The sequence below is a fragment of the Streptococcus sp. ELY_86 genome, assembly GCF_058314495.1.
This window is the reverse complement of the sequence record NZ_JBZFUK010000003.1, coordinates 105514-126663: the sequence shown is the minus strand read 5'-3', so window position 1 is coordinate 126663 and position 21150 is coordinate 105514. Positions and strand designations below refer to the sequence as shown.

The 21150-nt window shown below is 40.2% G+C and carries 19 protein-coding genes and 1 other RNA gene; all 20 read right to left on the bottom strand.

Features of this window, described 5'->3' with window-relative positions:
* Window positions 1-56: 56 nt before the first annotated feature.
* Complete coding sequence (locus tag AC4HAN_RS06070) at window positions 57-1304, bottom strand: NAD(P)H-dependent oxidoreductase (protein ID WP_491091699.1); 1248 nt, start codon at window positions 1302-1304, stop codon at window positions 57-59.
* 208 nt (window positions 1305-1512) lie between these two features.
* Window positions 1513-2862 carry a glucose-6-phosphate isomerase gene (locus AC4HAN_RS06065; protein WP_491091698.1) on the bottom strand — a complete coding sequence of 450 codons (1350 nt, stop codon included), beginning with the start codon at window positions 2860-2862 and terminating at the stop codon, window positions 1513-1515.
* A 138-nt stretch (window positions 2863-3000) separates the two neighbouring features.
* Window positions 3001-3618 carry a hypothetical protein gene (locus AC4HAN_RS06060; protein WP_491091697.1) on the bottom strand — a complete coding sequence of 206 codons (618 nt, stop codon included), beginning with the start codon at window positions 3616-3618 and terminating at the stop codon, window positions 3001-3003.
* 272 nt (window positions 3619-3890) lie between these two features.
* The gene (locus tag AC4HAN_RS06055; RefSeq protein ID WP_491091696.1) at window positions 3891-4601 is read right to left on the bottom strand and encodes an SDR family NAD(P)-dependent oxidoreductase; all 711 of its coding nucleotides are present in this window, start codon (window positions 4599-4601) and stop codon (window positions 3891-3893) included.
* Window positions 4602-4665: 64 nt separating this feature from the next.
* Complete coding sequence (locus AC4HAN_RS06050; protein WP_491091695.1) at window positions 4666-6375, bottom strand: ABC transporter ATP-binding protein; 1710 nt, start codon at window positions 6373-6375, stop codon at window positions 4666-4668.
* A 7-nt stretch (window positions 6376-6382) separates the two neighbouring features.
* A complete protein-coding gene (locus AC4HAN_RS06045; protein ID WP_491091694.1) occupies window positions 6383-7132 on the bottom strand; it encodes a hypothetical protein in 750 nt (249 codons plus the stop codon).
* Between the two features lie 2 nt (window positions 7133-7134).
* Entirely contained in the window at window positions 7135-8001 is an 867-nt protein-coding gene (locus AC4HAN_RS06040) for an ABC transporter ATP-binding protein (protein ID WP_491091693.1), read from the bottom strand.
* Entirely contained in the window at window positions 7967-8422 is a 456-nt protein-coding gene (locus AC4HAN_RS06035; protein WP_491091692.1) for an Msa family membrane protein, read from the bottom strand. The genes AC4HAN_RS06040 and AC4HAN_RS06035 overlap by 35 nt, the downstream gene beginning before the upstream one ends.
* Before the next feature lie 9 nt (window positions 8423-8431).
* The gene (locus AC4HAN_RS06030) at window positions 8432-9010 is read right to left on the bottom strand and encodes a CPBP family intramembrane glutamic endopeptidase (RefSeq protein WP_027975103.1); all 579 of its coding nucleotides are present in this window, start codon (window positions 9008-9010) and stop codon (window positions 8432-8434) included.
* 10 nt (window positions 9011-9020) lie between these two features.
* Complete coding sequence (locus AC4HAN_RS06025; protein ID WP_491091691.1) at window positions 9021-9770, bottom strand: amino acid transporter; 750 nt, start codon at window positions 9768-9770, stop codon at window positions 9021-9023.
* Between the two features lie 943 nt (window positions 9771-10713).
* On the bottom strand, window positions 10714-11610 hold the full coding sequence (locus AC4HAN_RS06020) for a helix-turn-helix domain-containing protein (RefSeq protein ID WP_491091690.1): 897 nt from the start codon (window positions 11608-11610) through the stop codon (window positions 10714-10716).
* Window positions 11611-11665: 55 nt separating this feature from the next.
* An RNA gene (gene ffs / locus AC4HAN_RS06015) (signal recognition particle sRNA small type) lies at window positions 11666-11751 on the bottom strand.
* 31 nt (window positions 11752-11782) lie between these two features.
* A complete protein-coding gene (gene tadA, locus AC4HAN_RS06010) occupies window positions 11783-12253 on the bottom strand; it encodes a tRNA adenosine(34) deaminase TadA (RefSeq protein WP_491091689.1) in 471 nt (156 codons plus the stop codon).
* Window positions 12253-13029 carry an MBL fold metallo-hydrolase gene (locus AC4HAN_RS06005; protein ID WP_491091688.1) on the bottom strand — a complete coding sequence of 259 codons (777 nt, stop codon included), beginning with the start codon at window positions 13027-13029 and terminating at the stop codon, window positions 12253-12255. Before AC4HAN_RS06005 ends, tadA begins: the two co-directional genes overlap by 1 nt.
* A 108-nt stretch (window positions 13030-13137) precedes the next feature.
* Window positions 13138-14148, bottom strand: a complete 1011-nt coding sequence (locus tag AC4HAN_RS06000; protein WP_491091687.1) for a YdcF family protein — start codon at window positions 14146-14148, stop codon at window positions 13138-13140.
* Between the two features lie 399 nt (window positions 14149-14547).
* On the bottom strand, window positions 14548-15690 hold the full coding sequence (tgt, locus tag AC4HAN_RS05995; RefSeq protein WP_491091686.1) for a tRNA guanosine(34) transglycosylase Tgt: 1143 nt from the start codon (window positions 15688-15690) through the stop codon (window positions 14548-14550).
* 234 nt (window positions 15691-15924) lie between these two features.
* Window positions 15925-16359: a CoA-binding protein gene (locus AC4HAN_RS05990; RefSeq protein WP_491091685.1), complete on the bottom strand. Its 435-nt coding sequence runs from the start codon at window positions 16357-16359 to the stop codon at window positions 15925-15927.
* Between the two features lie 32 nt (window positions 16360-16391).
* On the bottom strand, window positions 16392-19028 hold the full coding sequence (gene polA / locus AC4HAN_RS05985; protein ID WP_491091684.1) for a DNA polymerase I: 2637 nt from the start codon (window positions 19026-19028) through the stop codon (window positions 16392-16394).
* A 136-nt stretch (window positions 19029-19164) separates the two neighbouring features.
* Complete coding sequence (locus AC4HAN_RS05980) at window positions 19165-19662, bottom strand: DUF2798 domain-containing protein (RefSeq protein WP_491091683.1); 498 nt, start codon at window positions 19660-19662, stop codon at window positions 19165-19167.
* Between the two features lie 182 nt (window positions 19663-19844).
* A complete protein-coding gene (locus tag AC4HAN_RS05975; RefSeq protein WP_491091682.1) occupies window positions 19845-21116 on the bottom strand; it encodes a class II D-tagatose-bisphosphate aldolase non-catalytic subunit in 1272 nt (423 codons plus the stop codon).
* Window positions 21117-21150: the final 34 nt, after the last annotated feature.

Here is a 21150-nt window from a genome sequence, read left to right as displayed (position 1 = left end):
CCTAATATTATAACCTAACATTTCTAATCAGTATAGGCAGTTATAGCAAGAAAATTTCAATTGAATGTTTCATCTTGTAACTTACGTAATTTATAAACAGTCGTTGTATCATCCAATTCAATATCATCGTAGGTTAGGAAGGTACCGTCTTTAATATCCCGTTTAGCCACTGACTTTCCACCGACAAGACCTATTGGTACATTATCATTTTTCTTCATATCTTCATGAGTTTCAACTACGCCTCGTACACAGAAACCTCCGATGCCATCAATTTTTTCACCAGCCTTAATATCGCGTTTAGCAACTGCAACGGTTTCAGCAATAGGAGCTCCTAATGGAACGATTGCATAATCATGTTCTAACACAGCACGAGCAATTGTTAACGGAGTTTCCAGACTACATAGATGGTAAGGACGGTAAATGATGTGGTGATCACGATCACCAACTTTCAAAAGATAATTCATTTCATGCTTGACACCCTCATTTTGGCCTTCAACAATGACAAACACACCAGGTGCAATACCATCCACATATTCGACAACTCCAAATTTATCTAGAACCCCGCCGTTTTCCTTAAGATCAAGGTTTTCAACAGTACCTTTCAGATCTGCTGAAATACCATGCATACCAGGGACATCAGGTACAAAGCCAATTGCATTGGCCAGCAGATTCATTTCTGCCATTGTTTTTGTCCCATCTTGGAAAGCCGCCAACATATGGCTATTCATTTGTTTTGAGGCAGCTTCCTCAGCAGCAGTATCTGGATTTGCAGAAACTTTCAAAGCATTGTTTTTGCCCTTACCAGCAACAAGAACTTTCATACCCATGCTTTTAGCAAATTCAAATAATTGAGCGGTAGCAGCCGGCTCATCACCATCCGAACCGGTATAAACTAAACCTGCAGCATCGTATAATTTTTTCATCAAAGGACCGATAGTAATATCAATTTCAACATTCAATAATACAAGATGCTTTTTAGCAATCAAGGTTTCAAGGGCAATTTTTGCACCTGCTTCCGGAACACCTGTTGCATCAACAATGACTTCAACATTATCAGAATGGATAACTTCTCTAAAGTCTGTACTAGTTAAAATATCAACTTTCTGTTTGGAGCTTTGATTGAAAGCTTGAGCTGCACGATCAGCATTGCTAAGGTTGATATCACTGACACCAGCAACAATCATACCCGGAATAGTTGAAATCTGTGAAATCATTCCATATCCCATTTGACCAGCTCCAATAACACCAACCTTAATAGGATTTGCTTGGGCTTCTCGTTCCAAAAGTTTACCATATAGCGTCATAATAGACCTCCTTCTTTGTCATATGACAACGGCTTTGTCATATGTTATAAGTAAAGCATACTCCTTTCTTTGTCATTTGTCAATAGCTTTGTCATATGTAATATAAATGTAATTTACTAAAAAAAGCCTAAAATAAGCTGCACAATTATAGATAAATCATGCAGCTTTTACATTAGACTCTTGTAACTATTTATAAAGATATTAGGATTTAAAGACGTTCGTTCAGCTCGGCACCAAGGTCTTCAAATCCCGGTTTGCCAAGAAGGGCAAACATGTTTTTCTTGTAAGCTTCCACTCCCGGCTGGTCAAATGGATTGACACCATTGAGGTAGCCTGAAAGGGCAATAGCAAGTTCAAAGAAATAGATTGTGTAGCCAAGTGTGAACTCATCTTGTTCAGGAATGGTCAGATAAGTATTTGGCACACCGCCGTCGGTATGAGCAAGAAGCACACCGTCAGTCGCTTTTTTGTTAACAAAGTCAACGTCCTTGCCTTGAAGATAGCCAAGGCCGTCCAGATCTTCTGCAGCTTCCGGCACCAGAATATTTTTACGCGGTTTATCCACACGGATAACTGTTTCAAATAAGTTGCGGTAGCCTTCTTGGATGAATTGACCGAGCGAGTGCAGGTCCGTTGAGAAGTTAGCTGATGTCGGATAAATTCCTTTTTGGTCTTTTCCTTCTGATTCACCGGCTAATTGTTTCCACCATTCGCTGAAATATTGCAGTGTTGGTTCATAGTTAGCCAGAACTTCTGTCACATAGCCTTTTCTGTAAAGGATATTGCGGATTGCAGCATATTGGTAGGCTTCGTTTTCAGCGATCTTGTCTGAAGAATAGTCTTTGCGCGCAGCATTGGCACCTTCCATCAGTTTGGTAATATCTGCACCGCTTGCTGCAATTGGAAGCAGACCAACCGGTGTCAAAACCGTAAACCGGCCGCCAACACTGTCCGGAACAACGAAGGTTTCCCAGCCGCTGGCATCCGCTTCAACCTTAACAGCTCCTTTAGCCTTGTCAGTAGTCGCATAGATACGCTTGTTGGCTTCATCCTGACCGTATTTTTTAATCAAAAGATCCTTGAAAACACGGAATGCGATAGCCGGTTCTGTTGTTGTACCAGATTTTGAAATGACATTGACTGAGAAATCTTTGTCAGCCACGTAATCCACCAAATCAGCAAGGTAGTTTGAAGAAATAGAATTTCCGGCATACAGAATTTGCGGTGCCTTGCGGTCTTTAGAAGACTGCAGGTTGACAAATGAACTGTTCAAGAAATCAATGGCTGCACGCGCTCCTAAGTAAGAACCGCCGATACCAATGACAATGAGAACATCGCTGTCAGTTTGAATTTTAGCAGCCGCTTTTTGAATGCGGGCAAATTCTTCCTTGTCATAATCTTCCGGCAGGTTGAGCCAGCCGGTCATTTCTGCACCCGGTCCGCTGCCTTCGCGGAGAGCTGCATCCGCAGCTGTCACATGCATTTGCAGGTAGTCCAGCTCGTGCGGTGCTACGAATTGATCCAATACTTTAGAATAATCAAATTTAATATGTGTCATGTCCATACTCCCTTGTAAATTTCGGTTTCTTTACTATCATACTCTTTTGTAAGGGTTTTTTCAATGATTTTGAGTAGAATTTCACAAAAAAGAGACAGTCACTTTCTTTCTGAAAATCTCTTGAAATTCCCTCCTGCTTTATGAAAGTGACTTGATGATTTCCACCCTTGTGATGACGCCGTCTTTCATGCTGTCAACCCGCAGGGCAACATCATTCAGATAAACAGCTGCACCAATGGTAACATGTTTTTCCTCAGCCTCCAAATGCCGTACGACAAAGTCCCTGAGCAATTCACCGTTTTTACCTTCCAGATTGACACGCGCTAAAACATTGGCAATCTTAACTTTTTGACTTCCTCGGACAATAATATTGGTAGAATCATCAAAATTAGTAAAAAGATATTTACGCGTCGCAAACAGAGCCGCGATGGCCAAGATACTCCACAGAGAATTCAGGCTGTTGCTCTGATCGATCACAACATGTCTGGCAATGGCAAAGAGCAGCACCTCAATGATAGTAGCCGAGGTATGCTTGCTCAGCATTTTTATTAACTCCACGCCGATGGCAATACTCATGGCCTGATTGAGAAAATTCTGCAGATAGCCTTCAATAAACCTCTGAGAAGTAAAAATTCCCAGAACATCTACAGCTAAAAAAGATGTTGAAATGACAAGCACAATCATTAAAATGAAAGAAATCAAGATTTCAACATAAAATGACATTTCATAAAAACTTACCTGTAAAAACTTCCGCATAAAACCTCCTTTAATTAAGATACTAAGGGCGTTAAGAAATCCGTATAAAAATAGGAAACGGACGCTGTGTCGCTAAGACACGAGGACGTTTATCTTTTTTACTAGGATTTTAGCCCGTGTTCAATTAAACGCTTTCTAAAAAAGCTTTACTTTATTATAACTGATATCGAGCGGAAAAGATAGGGTGACAAAGCAAAAGAAAAGCGCCGGATCAATCAGCACTTTTAAATTTTATTAAAACTTAATTGTCAGCGTCTTATTAATTTACTTTTTTACACAATGGTATAGCCGTAATCTAAGATGAGATTATGCCCTCTAATTGACTTGCTCTGCTCACTTAATAAAAATTGGATGGAATGGCTGACGTCTTCTAAATCAACAAATTTTTGATAAGGAATCCTAGCTTGCAGACGCTGTCCGAAATAAGAGTCTAATAAATCACTGTTGGCAGCCGTTTTTATATAGAAGGGCGATATAGTATTGACTCTAATATCTTTATCCTCTACCAAGGAATAATCTACAGATAAATTTTTAGCCAAATGAATTAAGGCACTTTTAGAAGGCCCATGATCTATTCGCATGCTGTTAGCAACAACGCCCTCTTGTGAAGCAATAAAAACGACTGCAGCTTTTTCTGATAAATAATCGTAAACAGCTTTCATTGAAAATAGGGCTGCCTTGACATTGACATTAAATGTTGCATCCCAATCTTTAGATGTCACGCTAAAAACATTGTTCATATAATTAATGCCTGACGCAAAAATAATATGCGAAAAGTTTAAACTCAGTTTTTTCAAAAAAGATTCGATTTTTTCAAATGAATTATCGTCACGAAAATCAACCGATAAATAATTTTTCACACGCTCAGATGTTTTAGGAAAATCAATTCCTGCAATAACATTGTATTGATGACCGTATCGTTCCAGAAAATCTTGGCAAACATAACTTTCTGATCCAATTAATAATAAATTTTTAGTTGCCATTGACTACTCCTCTCTTTATTTCTATAGACATTCGCTATCATAAAATCAATATATTTGATAACAATCAATTTAGATCTTGCAGGTAACGCTGATATAAGGCACTTCTCTTAGTTAAATCTGAATGTTTCCCGATATCACTGATGCTGCCATTCTCATCTAAGACCATAATAGCATCAGCATTTTTTATCGTTTTCAATCTGTGAGCAATTGTCAAGATGGTTTTATGTTTCCCTAATTTTTGAATGGCCTTAACAACATAAGATTCCGTTTCAACATCCAGATTGGCAGTCACTTCATCCAGTAAATAGATACTGCTGTCAGACATGAAGCCTCTGGCTATATTTAACCGCTGTTTCTGTCCCTCAGATAGGCCAGCTCCTGTCTCAGTAATTGGGGTGTCTAATCCTTTTGATAAGTTAACAACCATATCAGTCAGCTTTAAATCTGATAATATACGACCTATTCTAAAATGAGCAGTCTTTTTATTTTTACCATACATCAAATTATCTAAAATGGTGCCTTGAAGCATCGTATTCTCTTGGGACACGTAACTGCAGTTTTTTCTTGCTTCATAATGACTGAGTTCTTTTAATTCTCTTCCGCCGATTTTGATAGATCCCCGATAATCAGAATAAAATTTCATTAACAGTGAAAAGACAGTGCTCTTCCCAGAACCACTGGGACCTACAATCGCTATGTGCTGTCCGGAATCAATTTGAAAGCTTACGTTGTTTAAAGCTTTTTTGGATTTATCATACGAAAAAGAAACGTTATCAAAAACAATGCTGCCTTCTAAATCACTATCGTCAGACAGTGTTTTCTCTTTTTCTAAATGTAAAATTTCCATAATTCTATGCGAGATTCCGCGTATTTCGGCTAGTTCTGAAAACAGATCTGATAAATCTGAGACTGGCTCTATCATTTGTGTAATATATAAAATAAAAGCCGTCAAAGCTGCAACACTCATACTGCCTCTTGAAACTCCGACACCTGCCACAAGCAGACAGACCACAATAATAAATAAAATCAGACTGCTTATCAAAGAAGATTCAGCAGCGATAACAATCAGCACTTTATTGAAGTTTAGCATGAAATCATTCAGCAGCCTGCTGATTCCTTTCTTTTCATCTTCTTCAGCAAGCATAGCTTTTACTAGGCGGATATGATTTAACTTATGATTGACTTCGCCAGAAATTTTCCCTAAATATTCCTGATGCTTTTGATAATAATATTCTAATTTTTTATTAAGAGGCCATAGTACAAAGACTATCAAAGGAACCAATGACAAACTAACCAACGTTAACTGCACGTTAATTCTTAACAGAAAGACAACTCCTCCTATAATGGATAGTATGTTAAGAAATAATTGAGGAAAAACAACAGTCGCAATTCTAACCAAACCAGATATATCAGAAGTGATTCTGCTTGATAAATCGCCTGATCGGAAGCTATCCAAAGCAGTAACCGGTAGATTTAAAATATGGTTAAAAAAGTATCGCTGCAGTTTGACCATAGCTCTATTCCCGCTCAGACCTACTAAATAACTGGATAAACCTCTTAGAATATAGACTCCGATAAAAAATGCCAGCATCGCCACTAATAGTAATTTATGCGATAAAATCTTTTCTAGGATTTTCCTATTTAGCAGCTGGCTAATCATTTGGGGCAGCCACAAAGCAGCGATTGTACTGATAACACTTAAAACAACACCAATTACAAAATAAGCTTTAGGCATTTTTTTATAAATTAAATACCATAATTCTCTATATGCCATAATTCCCCTAAAATTCTAAGTTTTTAAATTTATGCAGGCTGCAAAAATAGATAAATGCGCTGTATAAAAATGTCAGCCCTGTAATTGCCAGCAAGCCTATCCCCAGACCATTTGCTTCTGCAAAATCGGCATAACCTACAGGAAACAGCCAATGAAGTCCAGCAATAATAGCAGACAAACTCATAAAGACATTGAAAATCAAAATCAGGGTAATGACTATTCCGTTGCTGAGATATAAAGAGGCCAGACTGGACAGCATGACTACAAGGACATAAGCCAAAACAACACCAAGACTTGAAATAATGGAATAAGTGAAATCATCACTCCAAAACTGAAGACTGCCATAAGAAAGATGGGCTACGCGTGTATAATAGGTAAACAGAGCTGCTAAGAAGTAAATTCCGCAATACAGTAATACGACAGTCATCAGACTGAGAATTTTTGATAGAAATATTTTTCCTTTGTCAATATCCTTGTATAAAAAAAGAATATGCGCAGAGATCTCTGTCCGAAACACACTGATTGCCAGAAAAGCCAGCGCCAATGATGAAATAATAGAATTAAACTGCAGATTAAACTGACCGTAAAAGAAATCAAAAAAGGCAATTTTACTGCCGGCAGGCCCAGAAAAAGAAAACAATTTCGTTTTTAAAAAGGTTGAAAGGAAATAAAGAAGAGGGGTCAGACTAAGTGCCAAAAACACCTTCACTTCTTTGCGCTTAAGGACTGAACGTAAAATAGGATAGAAAACAGACATGATTATTCCTCACTTCCGAAAAAATCGCTCAGATGGTTTTCTTTGACAGCTATTCCTTCAATAGCCTCCTTGCTGGATAAAAGGAACCCTATCTGATTCAGTGTTTTAGCATCCAAATCTGTTGGAATTTCTACTGTGAGATCGTCTCTGACCTCTATAGAAGACGGTAAATCAAGATCTTTAGCTGCCGCTGTTACATTGACAATTACACTTGGAGCTTGCTGCTTTTCAAATTCTTCAGCGAGGCGGCCATTCTCAATAAAAATATAACGGTTGCACAAGGCTTCCAACTCTCCCAATTGATGGCTGGAAATAATCATTGAAATATTCCGTTCTTCTGACCATTTTTTCAGAATATCAATCAGCTGCCGCACACCGATTGGATCTAAACCGACAAACGGCTCATCCAGCAAAAGAAACTCCGGTTCTGCGACCAAGGCAATGGCCAAGGCAGTGCGCTGTTTCATTCCAAAAGAAAATCCTTTGGGCTTGCGATGGCGTACTTTCCATAGATCAACTAACTTTAAAATAGTTTCGATATTTTCATAGTATTCTTTTTTCCCATGAAGATCCAAATAGAATTTTAAATTGTCAGCTACAGTCATTTCTGGATAAAAAACAGGATCGATCATTACACCAAAATCTTCCAGAGCGTTTGACCGTTGACTAATATCCTTTCCCAAATACATTATCCGTCCGCTGCTGGGTTTGATCGATTTAGCAATTAATTTGAGAAAGGTAGATTTCCCAGCACCGTTCTTTCCGATTAAACCAACGATATCTCCTCGATTGACCGTTAAACTCACATCTTGAAGTGAGTAAAAATCGTTTCCCTTAAATTGTTTGGATAAATTTTCGATCTTGAGCATTCTTGTTTTTTCCTCTCTTTTTATTTTGAATGAGATAATTGAGCCCTGAAAGACTGAAGTACAGCAGAGTCACAAATATAATTTGCGACATATCCAATAAATTGCCGCTGATTTCTACAGAAAAATCATGTGCTTGAACACTGTTACGCTCCACAAAGTCTTCCCAAGCTGACCCTGATAAAACCAATTTTGAAAATAGCGTATAGGATAATAGAGATAAGGTTGGAAAAATTAAGGTAAGCGGGAGCAGCCGCTTTTTCCTCTTAAAAGAAGCTAAATTGACAGAAACAGCATTTACAACCAGCGGTAATAAATAAAAGAGTCCGATAAATAACAAGGTTGAAATATTTCCTAAAAAAGATGCTGTTAAGAATGCTAATAAAGTATAAAAAATAATACCTAAAATCGTAATAATAATCATATGTCCTCCTTAAAACAATCTGCCAACAGCCATGTTGTAAAGCCAATGGAAAGAAATGGAATACTGTAAACCAAACCTAACAGCAAGCTGTGACAGAATAATTCCTGCAGGTATTTTAGTAAAAATATTTACTAATAAATTCCCATTAAGATGCAGCAGCACCCCGAATAAAACTGCAGTAATAATAATCGCTTGATTTTTATTAAATGTTCTTACTAAAATACCATAAAGTAAATAGCGGAAAAGATACTCTTCACATGTTGCTACAATCAATGCCGTATATAGTTCATGTGATCTCAAAATTAAGAAATTAAATAGAAAAACTAAGAGCAGCAGTACAATTGCTGATTTTTTATTTAATTTAACAGGTATATTCTTGACATCTAAATCGATCTTTTTAGCAATCCATGTCGGAATAACAATAAACCCTAAAGTCATTGATAGAAATTTGACCACTGTCATTCCCAGCTCTTGCTGCAATTCAGGGATCAAAATCATGACTATATTGCCTAAATTATAAATTAAACCAGCTAACAAGATGAGTGCCAAGATTAAAATAAGATGTTCAATTCTATTTTTTGCTAGCATATTCGTCTTCCTAAAATTCAATTTGTTCAAATTTTTTAAGTCCTAAACTATAAGTTGATATTATATAAATCGAGCTGATCAGACACATCAAAATGAGCGAAAGAAGAAAAGGCATTCCTGTTCCAGCATACCCTGTTGGAAAGAGATACCTTCCCAGCGGCAGCTGCGGTGCTACATTTGCTAATAACATAAAAAACAAACCTGCTAAAACCGAGATGGAATTATTATAGTGACTGGATAAAGCTGATACCAGCAAGACAACAATCACATAGATAATCATTCGTGACAAAACAGTCAGTAAACTCATCTGAACAATAGACCAATTTTCAGGAAAAAGATGCCCTGATATGTAACTTTGATAAAGCATCAGAGTGTAATAAGACAAAAGCGATGCCAAAAAAGTCAGTACCGTAAAAATGCCTAAGATTTTGATGAGACTCAGGATTTTTGCTTTAAAAATCATCTTTTTTTCTAGATCTTTATATAAAAATAAAATGCCAGAATGGATTTCAGTATAAAAAACAGTCGTAACAGCATAGGCTAACAATAAAATTGGTATGGCTAACTGCCACTGTGTTTGAACATTAATAGACCAATACTCCAAAAAGCTCAGTTTTCTCCCATGAGCCATACTTTTTAATCCTGTCTGAAACAGACTGACTGCCGAAGCCAGCAGCGGATAGAGAGAACAAAACAAGAAAGCTGCTATCTCCCTGCGCTTTAGTATTGATTTGTAAATCGGTGTAAAGACTTGTTTCATTTTTTCCTCTTTTTAATTGTATTTTTCCAAAATTTAATTGAGTTATAGATAAACGAACTTTGCCGCTTATCTCTTCTCAATTAATTTATTTTACCAATGATATTTTTTACCTTTGTAGCCAAAACGGGCAACACCAATGTTAACTTCATTACGCTTAAAGAATTTCTTTAAAATGTTAAACATCTGTTTTCTCCTTTCTTTTTAATTAAGAATCGAAAGTTTTACCTTTCACCTTAGTGCTACTGCACTACATTACCAATGGTATCGTTTACCCTTGTAACCAAAACGGGCAACACCAATGTTAACTTCGTTACGCTTAAAGAATTTTTTTAAAATGTTAAACATCTGTTTTTTCCTTTCTTTTTAATTAAGAATCGAAAGTTTTACCTTTCACCTTAGTGCTACTGCACTACATTACCAATGGTATCGTTTGCCCTTGTAACCAAAGCGGGCAACACCAATGTTAACTTCGTTACGCTTAAAGAATTTTTTTAAAATGTTAAACATCTGTTTTTTCCTTTCTATTTGTGATTAGAACGTCAAACCTGATTATTTTAAGCAGGATGACGTTCATAGATATTTCTTAAAAATCTAATCATTTTCTTCTCCCTTCCTTAATAGTTTGTTTCATTTAAAATAATATTTAATTTTACTTGGTATTTTTTAACGTCCACCAACCATTAACCAAGTTGTTACAGCAGTCATCAAAAATCTTAACAGTTTCAGTTTCATTTCTATTTTTCCTTTTCAAATTTTATAATATTATTATATATATAGTGATACTTGTTGACCATGACATTTATGTCACTGCTAATCAGCAACTATATTTTTAGGCCAAAGCACCAATTAAGTTAAACTTAACCTGTTGCTTCAAACTTTACGCTCTTATTATAAAAAAAGCTAAATAATAAGACCATGACATTTATGTCATGGCCTTATTTTTCTATACCTGATCTTTTTTTCTTTCAGCTTTAAGTTTTGTCTCTAAAATATCATCACCAAAATTCTGAGCCAGCAAAGCAGCTAAATCATAGCATTCTTTTGCTTTCTCCTTATTTTGTTCACTATAGAGATAGTATTTAGCCTCATAAATTAATACTATAGGCTTAGCACTGTACTGCTGTGTCTCTGCAATCACTTCATGCATTCTGTCTGCTAAGTTTTTCAATTTAGAATACTCAGCATGATCCAGATAAACGCCTGCTATAGCTGTCAATGCCCCTAAAAGTTCAATATTATAATATTCATCACCTGAGACTTCCTGCTTCAAAATAGCTTTTTCCAATGTTTTTAACGTTTTTTTATTATAATTTTTATCTTGGTATTGAACAGCATAACACGATATCAATAATAAATCATTGAATGTATGCCTTTCTTTTAATAACAACTGCTTAAAAAAATCTTCAAAAATAACTTCAGCCGCTGCTGTTTTACCTGTCGAAATATAATCTAGAGCATTATCTAATAGTTCCAAAGTAAAAAGCTCATCTTCTGGCAAAATTTCAAAATACTTTTCATAGATGCTTTCAATCATTTGCGTTTTCTGTTCCAGACGCTTAGGATCCCCATAAGTGGGAAATTTGAAAAGCTGATACTTCATGGTGAAATACTCATCCGGTATCGTAATATTTTCACCCGCAAGTAAGGTTCCTAAATCAGTTTCCAACACTTTTGCAATATATTCCAATTTTACAATAGAAGGTAACGACTGTCCCAGTTCAATACGTACCAGCTGACGAACTGTCAGCTCCTCTTCACTGTTACACAGTTGTTCACGCGATAATCCCTTTTTCTCACGCTCTTCTCGAATCTTTTTCCCAATTGTTTCTTTTATACTCATACTTTTCCACTGAATTTATAAAATGACTCTGGCTAGTTATGGTCTCTTCTTACATTAAAAAATAGAGCACACACCTGACATCGCTTAGGGCTGCTGGATTCCTCCCCTGACCCGCTTCACGCGCAGATGTTGCTCCAAAAGTATTATAACATAGATTGAGCAAACTGCCAACTTAAGACTTTCGTCTTTGCCTAAAAAAGTCCAGCATAATTCTGGCACAGTCTTCTTCGAGGATTCCTGTTTCCACTTGTACCCGATGGTTGAGCCGCTCATCTGTCAGAATGTCATAGAGGCTGCCGGCGCCGCCAAATTTTTGATTGGCAGCTCCGTAGATGACCTGCGGAATACGGGCAAGGCCAATCGCACCGCTGCACATGACGCAGGGTTCAATTGTCACAAAAAGGGTCGTAGCAAGCAGACGCCAGCTGTTTTCATGCTTATTGGCCTCTGTGATGGCCATAATTTCGGCATGCATAATGGCCTGACTCAGCTCCTCACGCGCATTGTGTCCGCGGCCGATGATCTGCCCGTCCTTAACAATGACACAGCCGATAGGAATCTCTTCTTTGGCCAATGATTTTTGAGCTTCTTTCAAGGCTTCTGCCATGAAAAATTCTTTTTCTTCCTGAGTGAAGTCGGTCATCAGCAATCACCGATTTCCCATGATTTATGAGGCTCTGCCAATTCTACAGGAATACCCTTTGAGTAAGTCTCAGTCTGGCTTCTGAGGACTTCCAAATGATTGTCTGGTTCAATCCCTGCGGGCGGCAGCGGCGGCATGTGGGTCAGCACTAATTTTTTGACCCCTGCTTGGGCGGCAATCTGTCCTGCTTCCTTGGACGTCAGGTGGGCTGGGTGGTTTTCATTGCCTTCGTAAAGGTAGACATCTGCAAGGAACACATCAGCATCCTTGGCAAAATCAGCCAGTCCGTCAAAATAACCGCTGTCCCCTGTAAAAACAAGAACCTGGCCGCTCTCACGCTCGACAATGCGCATGGCATAGCAAACGACAGGGTGCACAGTTTTAATGAAAGTAATGTCAAAGGGGCCAATTTTCTCAGTGCCCTTAACATCATAGGCGATTCCTTGAGAAACACCGTCAAGGGTCAGTTTGCTAAACTCATAACTGTCCTCATCGTGGCCATAGATAGGCAAGACTTTGGGCTCCCACAAGTGCTTAGGATAAAGCTGAAAATAGTGACGCAGAACCCCTAAATCAGCAACATGGTCCGGGTGGTAGTGGCTGATAATGACAGCATCTAAATCAAGGGGTGAGATTTCTTTTTCCAGTTCATTGACAGCACGGCTGCCGCAGTCTATCAAGAGCTGAAAGCCGTCGTGTCCCGTTAAAAGATAGGAGGTTGTTCCCGCATCTTGATAAGGATAGGCTCCCCAGCAGCCAATGGTTGTTAACTTCATAAAAACACCTTCTTTATTTCCTGTTAGCTTTATTATAGCAAATTTCCTGCAACAACTAAACAAGGGCCTGCTTCAAAGAACTTCTCTGAAACAGACCCTCTAAGTGTTTTATCTCAAACAGCTAATTATTAAAAGTCCTATAAAGACTGCATAAATAGCAATAAAGACCCACTTGAGACGGACAACGATCGCCGCAAATTCCCGGATAAAGGCACTGGGAATATAGTAGGCAGCTGTTGAGCAGCCTAAACCGTCCCCGGACATGTGAAGCCCGTGCGCATAGACACTGGTTCGAAAAACATGGTAGGCATTGGTGACAAAGAGAAACCGCGGATGGCTCATTTCTTTTTCAGCCAGCTCTTTTGAAAACAACAGATTTTGATAGGTTGAGCGTGACTTCTCTTCCAAAAGAACTTTATTGCTGGGAATATCCCCTTGCTGTCTGATGTAAGCAGCAATGGCCCTGGCTTCTGAAATCTTTTCGTCAGGTCCCTGACCGCCGCTTGCAATCAGCTTGGCTTGGGGATTGCTGGCTTTTCGAAAGACCTCAAGTGCCTTATCAATTCGCTTTTGCAGTAAAGGCGTTACCTCTTTTCCCTTTCTAAGCCCTGCACCGTGAATGATAATGAAGTCATAGTGCTTATTTTTAGGAATAATCAGATACAAAATGGAATAGAGCATAAAAGCAACAAAGGACATTCCAAACAGCAAAAACGTAAATAGCAAAAGAAAGTAGATAAAATAAATCAAGCTGTTTTGTGAAAGATTTTTCAAAAAAGATGAGCCCAAATACACGAAAAGAAAGAAGCCTAGGATGGCGATTCCCAGAAAAAGGGATAAGAAATTAGTCTTTGAGCGCCCCTCTCTTTTCAAAAGGACAAAACCGTTATAAATGAGAAACAGGCCGCTAAAAAAGAGAAAAGCAGGAACCAGTAGAAATCCCAGTACGAAAATCAAGTAAGCCATTGTGTAGCCCTGCTGGTAGAAAAAACTAGCAGCCGTGATATAGGCAAAAAACAAAAAGATGATTAACAGAACCGGATTGATCAAACTGCGGGCATCGTGATATATAGAAAGGGCAAGCACCATAAACACTATCAGCGTAATGACTTCTAACATTGCTTCTCCTTATAAATCTCCTAAGCAAAAATCACATGCAGTACCAGCAAATGATTAAGGTAAGCAGGATTAAATCACAGAGCATAAAAATCAAAATAAAGTATCTTAAACGATCGGCTTTTGTCATCAGTTGATCCTCCTTCGCTACAAATCTGCTGCCAAACCAGCGGCAGCCATTTTCTACCTTTATTTTACTGGAAAAATCATAAACCAAACTTACACTTTTGTAAGCCGGCCGGTAAGCACTGGGCGGCCAATAAGAAATCCAAAACTATGTTCAAAAGCGACTGCCCAATCTCTTAATTTTTGACACCTAAAAAGACTGGAGCTGTACCCACAAGTGGATTTTGCTCCAGTCAAAGCAGTTTTTGTCTGTATCGATACATTTTCGGCCATCGTTTAGAAATTACGATTGGATTTATTGTAGCCGTAGCGTTCGATAAAATCTTCACGGAATTCAAGCAAATTATCATCCATAATAGCCTGACGGACCTTTCGCATGAGATTAAGCAGGAAATAGAGATTGTGATAGCTGGTCAAGCGCAGGCCGAAAGTCTCATCAGCTTTGAGCAAATGGCGCAGATAAGCGCGCGTGTAATTTTTGCAGGTATAACAGTCACAGTCATGATCAAGCGGCGTGAAATCTTCTGCATACTGAGCGTTTTTGACAACCAAACGTCCTTCACTGGTCATGCAGGTTCCATTTCTGGCAATTCGGGTGGGCAGGACACAGTCAAACATGTCAACACCGCGGATAACGCCGTCAATCAGGCTGTCAGGCGCTCCCACTCCCATCAGATAACGCGGCTTGTTTTCCGGCAGGAGAGGTGTTGTGAAATCAAGCACAGCATTCATTTCTTCATGTGATTCACCAACTGCTAAACCGCCAATAGAATAGCCCGGAAAATCCATAGCGACTAAATCAGCTGCGGATTGACGTCTGAGATCTTCAAAGCCGGCTCCCTGAACAATCCCAAAGAGGCCTTGTTCCTGCGGCCGCCGATGAGCCTTGAGACCGCGTTCTGCCCAACGGCTGGTCCGTTCAATCGAATTTTTAACATAATCGTAGGGCTGGTAGAATTGAGGACATTCATCAAAAGACATCATGATGTCTGAACCCAGATTGTTTTGGATAGAGATAGCCTTTTCCGGTGACAGAAACATTTTAGCACCGTTTAGATGGTTTTTAAAGGTCACGCCTTCTTCTGTGATATTGCGGCTATCAGCCAGCGAATAAACTTGAAAACCGCCGCTGTCTGTCAAAATAGGCTGATCCCAGTTCATAAACTGATGCAGTCCGCCGGCCCGCGCAATCAGCTCATCTCCGGGCCGCAGCCACAGATGATACGTATTAGCCAGAATAACTCCTGAACCCATTTCTTTTAACTCTTCGGGCGACTGTGTTTTAACGGTTGCCTGAGTTCCCACCGGCATAAACATGGGGGTCGGAAAAGTTCCGTGGGGTGTGATGAGCTCTCCCAGACGGGCTCCCGTGTGTTTTTCTTTTTTTATTAAGCGATATTGAATCGGCGAATCTGTCATTTGTACTCCTTGTTTCCAATTATTTGGATATAACCTTATAAATTTTATCAAAAATAGCTGAGCTTGTCACAAGATGAAATCCACTCATTTTTTATGGAAGGCTTCTAGCTGTAAATGATGTATAACAAACGGCCGGAACACTTCTGTCCCGGCCTTCTGACTTTGTGCTATTCATTAAAATCTTGCAGTCTTTGGAAAAGGCAGTTATCTGCCCATGCTCACATTATTTCTTGCTTATTGAACAGCCAATTTTCGATACTCAATCTTAATGCAGCGGTTCATGACAATATCATTGCGTCCTGCCGCACGCAGAATCTTTTCTGCTTCTTCACTTTCCAGACCCAGCTGTGCCCAAAAAACACGGGCATCTGTTTCGATAAAATCACGGGCCACATCAGCTAAAAACTCGCTGCGGCGAAAAACGTCAACAATATCAACCGGCTCAGGAATATCCTGCAAGCGGGCATAGACTTTTTCACCTAAAATTTTGCTGCCCGCAGCTCTTGGATTAACAGGAATAATCTTATAGCCGGCATTTTGCATCACCTGAGAGACCTCATAAGCGGCCGTTTCTTCCCGGGCAGACAGGCCAACAACTGCAATAGTCTTAGCCTCTTTTAAATAATCAAAAATGACTTCCTGACTGGGATTTTGAAATTGATAGGTCATGGATAACCTCCTTCATTTATTTTGACAGTACATTATTTAGCTTCATACCAAGTCTGACCGGCATTTTCATCAGCCACAAGCGGTACGGATAATTCAATAGCAGACTCCATCGTCTCCTTGACCAGCTGTTTAACAGCTGCCAGCTCTTTATTGGGAACTTCAAGGACAATTTCATCATGCACCTGCAGCAGCATGCGCGCTTGGTAATTTCTCTGCGTCAGCGCCTTGTCCAGATTAATCATAGCTACTTTGAGAATGTCAGCTGCACTTCCCTGAATAGGGGAATTGATGGCTGTACGCTCGGCAAAGGAGCGAATATTGAAATTGCGCGAGTTGATATCCGGCAGCTCACGCCGTCTGTGAAAGAGCGTCTCCACATAGCCTTTGTCACGCGCTTCTCTGACAACTCTGTCCATGTAGTTTTTAATACCCGGATAGCGTTCAAAGTAAGTGTCAATATAATTTTTGGCGGCCTTGCGGCTGATGCCTAAATTATTAGCCAGACCGAAGTCTGAAATACCGTAAACCACGCCGAAATTAACAGCCTTTGCATTGCGGCGGTCGTTCGGTGTCACATTTTCAGGCTTGTCAATACCAAACACACGCATAGCTGTTGAGGTATGAATGTCAGCCCCTTCTTTAAAGGCCGCGATTAAGTGCTCATCTCCTGAAATGTGAGCCAGCACCCGCAGCTCAATCTGTGAATAGTCCGAACTGAGCAAGACACTGTCCGGCCATTCCGGAACAAAAGCCTTGCGGATCAGGCGGCCCTGCTCCAGACGAACCGGAATATTTTGCAAGTTGGGATCAACACTGGACAGGCGTCCGGTCTGTGTCAGATCCTGCAGGTAGCGGGTATGAATCTTACCATCAAAAGAAATCGCTTCTTGCAGTCCGATAATATAGGTCGACTGAAGTTTGGCAATCTGACGGTATTCCAAAATTTTAGCTACGATGGGTGAGCGATGAGCCAAGCGTTCTAAAACATCAACAGCTGTCGAATAGCCGGTCTTTGTCTTTTTGGTGACCGATAAGGGCAGGCCTAATTTTTCAAAGAGAATAGCCCCTAGCTGTTTAGGCGAATTAATATTGAACTCTTCCCCCGCCAAGGCATAGATTTCCTGTGTTAGAGTTTCCAGTTCAATCTCATTGGCTCGCTCCATATCTTTCAGCGTTTCTTCCTTGATGGAGATACCGGCGATTTCCATTTTAGCAAGGACATTGGCTAAGGGCAGCTCCATTTCAAAGAGCAGACTTAACTGGTCATTGTCAGAGAGTTTGCTGCGCATAGGCTCTTCACTGGCAATCAGGACACTGACCTTTTTGGCTAAATGGCTGAGCAGAGCAGTTTTGTCAGGAACCGCCCGTTTAGCACCTTTCCCGTAAATTTCCTCATCGGTCGCAAGCGGCAAATCGGTATAGAGTCTGGCAATGGTCGATGTATTGTTGTTTTCAACAGTCGACAGCAGATACTTGGCCAAGCGGCTGTCAAAGCTGGCTGTCGGCAGATCAATCCCCAGATGATGGAGCAAAACTTTGCTGCGCTTGAAATCATAGGTCTTAATGGGTCTTGACAGAGCCTTTTTAAACAACTCTTCACCAAGCAGACTAATGTCATTGCTGGCATAGATAGCCTGCTTGTTGCCCCAGGCAAAACCGATGATGTCTTCTGTGTGATAGTTGTCGTTTAAAATTTCAAAGTAAAAGAACTGATCGTCTGCAAACATGTCCGGTTTGAGCCGGCTGACCTCGGTATAATCAGCCTCAAAATTTTCAGCCTTAGGCGATGAGCCCAGCTGCGAACGAAACTGCCTGAAATCCATTTCATCATAAAATTTAGCCAGACTGTCAAATTTGGGACCGGCATAGACGATGTCTTCTAAACCAATGGTGATAGGTGCCTGAACATCAATCGTCGCTAAGGTTTTCGACAAGAAGGCCTGCTCTTTATCATTGACCAGATTTTCTTTCATCTTAGAAGCTTTAAAGCTGTCTAAGTTTTCATAGATGGCCTCCAGACTGCCGTGTTCATGCAGCAATTTCAACCCTGTTTTTTCGCCAATCTTGGTGACCCCCGGAATATTATCCGACTTGTCTCCCATGAGTGCCTTCAGATCAATAAACTGCTTGGGTGTCAGTCCCATTTTTTTCTTGAGGTAAGCCGGCGTAAACTCCTCGAACTCTGCGACACCTCTCTTAGAAATCTCAACGGTCGTGTTGCTGTCAGTCAGCTGAATCAGGTCTCTGTCCCCGCTGACAATCGTTACGTCATACTCATCTTCATTTTCTGCCAGTTTATCCAAGGTTCCGATAATATCATCGGCTTCATAATTTTCCAGATCATAAAAAGGCACACCGAGCGCTGTCAGCATTTCACGAATATAGGGGAGCTGTTCGCGAAACTCTGCCGGTGTTTTATCACGTCCAGCTTTATAATCCGTAAACATTTCTGTCCTAAAAGTAGTCTTACCCGCATCAAAGGCGACCAAAATGTGCGTGGGCTCTACCCGCTTGATCATATGATCCAGCATCAGGTGAAAACCATAGATCGCATTGGTGTGAAGACCGGCAGGATTTTTAAAACGGTCAATTTGATTGTAGAGTGCAAAAAAAGCACGGTAAGCGACAGAAGAGCCGTCAATTAACAGTAATTTTTTCTTGTTTGTCATAGCTCTATTGTAACATAATTCTCACTGTTTAAAAGTTTAAAACTCATTAGCATGAAGCTGTTAAGCCCCTAGAAAAGCTAAAAGAAAAAACAGGAACATTGTGATAAGTCCTGTTTCAATTATAGTTAATGTCTTTTTAAATAATCGTCGGTATTTCATCATCATCGTCAAAGTCTTCCACTTTGTCTTCATTAGGGAAGGGTTTTTGCAGATGGCCCAAGATAAAGCGCGATATAGGTCCCACAATTAAAAAGTTCAAGGGAACTGCCATCACAAAGTTTGTCAGCCATGCCCCCAGATAAACCGGCAGCGTCAAGGCAACCCGATTGATCAGCAAACCATATAAGGACATGATAGAAACCATTCCAAGAATCATCAGACCGGAGATGGTCAGAATTTTTTGCCAGCGTTTATGATGGTCTTTCAAAAAACGAAAGGCAATCTTTTTGGCCAGCGGACCCACTAGTAAAGTATCAGCTAGAAAAGCAAGGACAAATCCGGGAATATAGCCCAAGGCTAGGGCTTTCCAGCTGAAATGGCCGACCACTGTCAAATTATAGGCACTCATTCCCAGCACCATTAATCCGCACATCATGGTTGTAAAAAGCATGGCTTCTTTAAAATTTCTTGGCATTACTCGCCTCCTTTTTTGTTCTGAAAACTAGCATATCATAATTTATACAGGCACGTAAGCTCTTTTTTGAAATTTTTCTGAAATAGCGTTTCAAACCAAAAAACCTATCAAAAACGTCATCAAAAGTTTCTGATAGGCTGATCGTTATATGATCTGTGAAATGAAGCAAGCTTTGCTGCCCTTTAACTTTTCAGATTTTTTATACGGCTGGTAACACCTTTCAAATTATAGCACTCTGCATAGTCTCTGATAGGCCGTTTGATATGGTCAATGACATAGCGCTTGCCGTCAATATGGTGAGCTGCTAAGTTGGCATAGAGCTTTTCAATTTCCGCTTTGACAGCCGGATCATTAAAGGTATAGTGACCGGCAATGTCCAAAATTTCTTCCGACAGGGCTAGATCTGCTTTGATTTCTTCAACTGTCAAGTTGACCTGATCGCCCACCATCCACTTTCTCCAACGCTGGCTTTCAATCGCTTTTACCAGCAGGGTTTCGCGAATTTTAGAAGCTTCTTTAACCAAGCCGTATTCAACTAATTTGGCTTCAACTTGAGCCAGATTGAGATAAGCCCTTGTTTCTTCCGTACCGTATTGCGGTGCGACATTGGTCGCTGTAATGGTTGAAGGCAAGTGTTCTAAAAGCGTAACATCATCTAGGTAGTCACCGTTGTGCTCTTTGAGACCGACGCCGTATTTTTTCGCCATCTGAGCCAAATCATAAGCATTTTTAAAATTAAAGTGTCCGACTTGCTCTGTCTTGCGTGTCAGGGTTCCTGTCTGGCCGACGATAAAGGTTGGCATGGGCAGGCCACGCTTGCCTAATTCTGCCTGCAGCTGTTTGATAAAGGTTTCATAGGTCTCAGTTGAGGTTAAACCGCCATTAGTTTCTTCCGTGCCGACTTCATAGCCGATTTCCGGCAGTTGGCGCTTTTTACGCTCATTTTCACAGAATTCAATCAGGGCAACTGTACGCTCCAAAACGGTTTCAAGCGGAATGACCTTGCCGATTTCAAAAGGATCCTTGGTCGGATCAATCATAAGCAAATCAAAACCTGCTTCAATATCTCCTACATAAGACTGCTCTCCCAGTTTCATGGCCTCATCTGTCGGCAAGTGGCTGTTGCGCTCCTTATCACGCTGCCAGGGACCGCCATGGTCGCGGCAAAGGTAATAAAGATTGTCATAATGAATATCTTCTGCGACTTCTTTGACCGCCTGAGCAAAGGTGAATTGATTCCAGCCGTTAACATAGCCTCCACCAAGCTCATCCAAATCAACCTGATTGCGGCTGGCAATAAACATGACCGGATAGTCATCTTCCTGCGAGAGTTCCAAAGCCGCCTGCACACAGTTTTTAGACATGGGACCGATTCCCAAAAGAGTGGCGCTTTCGCCGGTTTTTTGCAGTTCCAAGAGCCCTTGAACGGTCTCTTTAATTGAAAGTTTTGTCATAATGTTTCTCCTTTATTTAAGATACTAAGGGCGT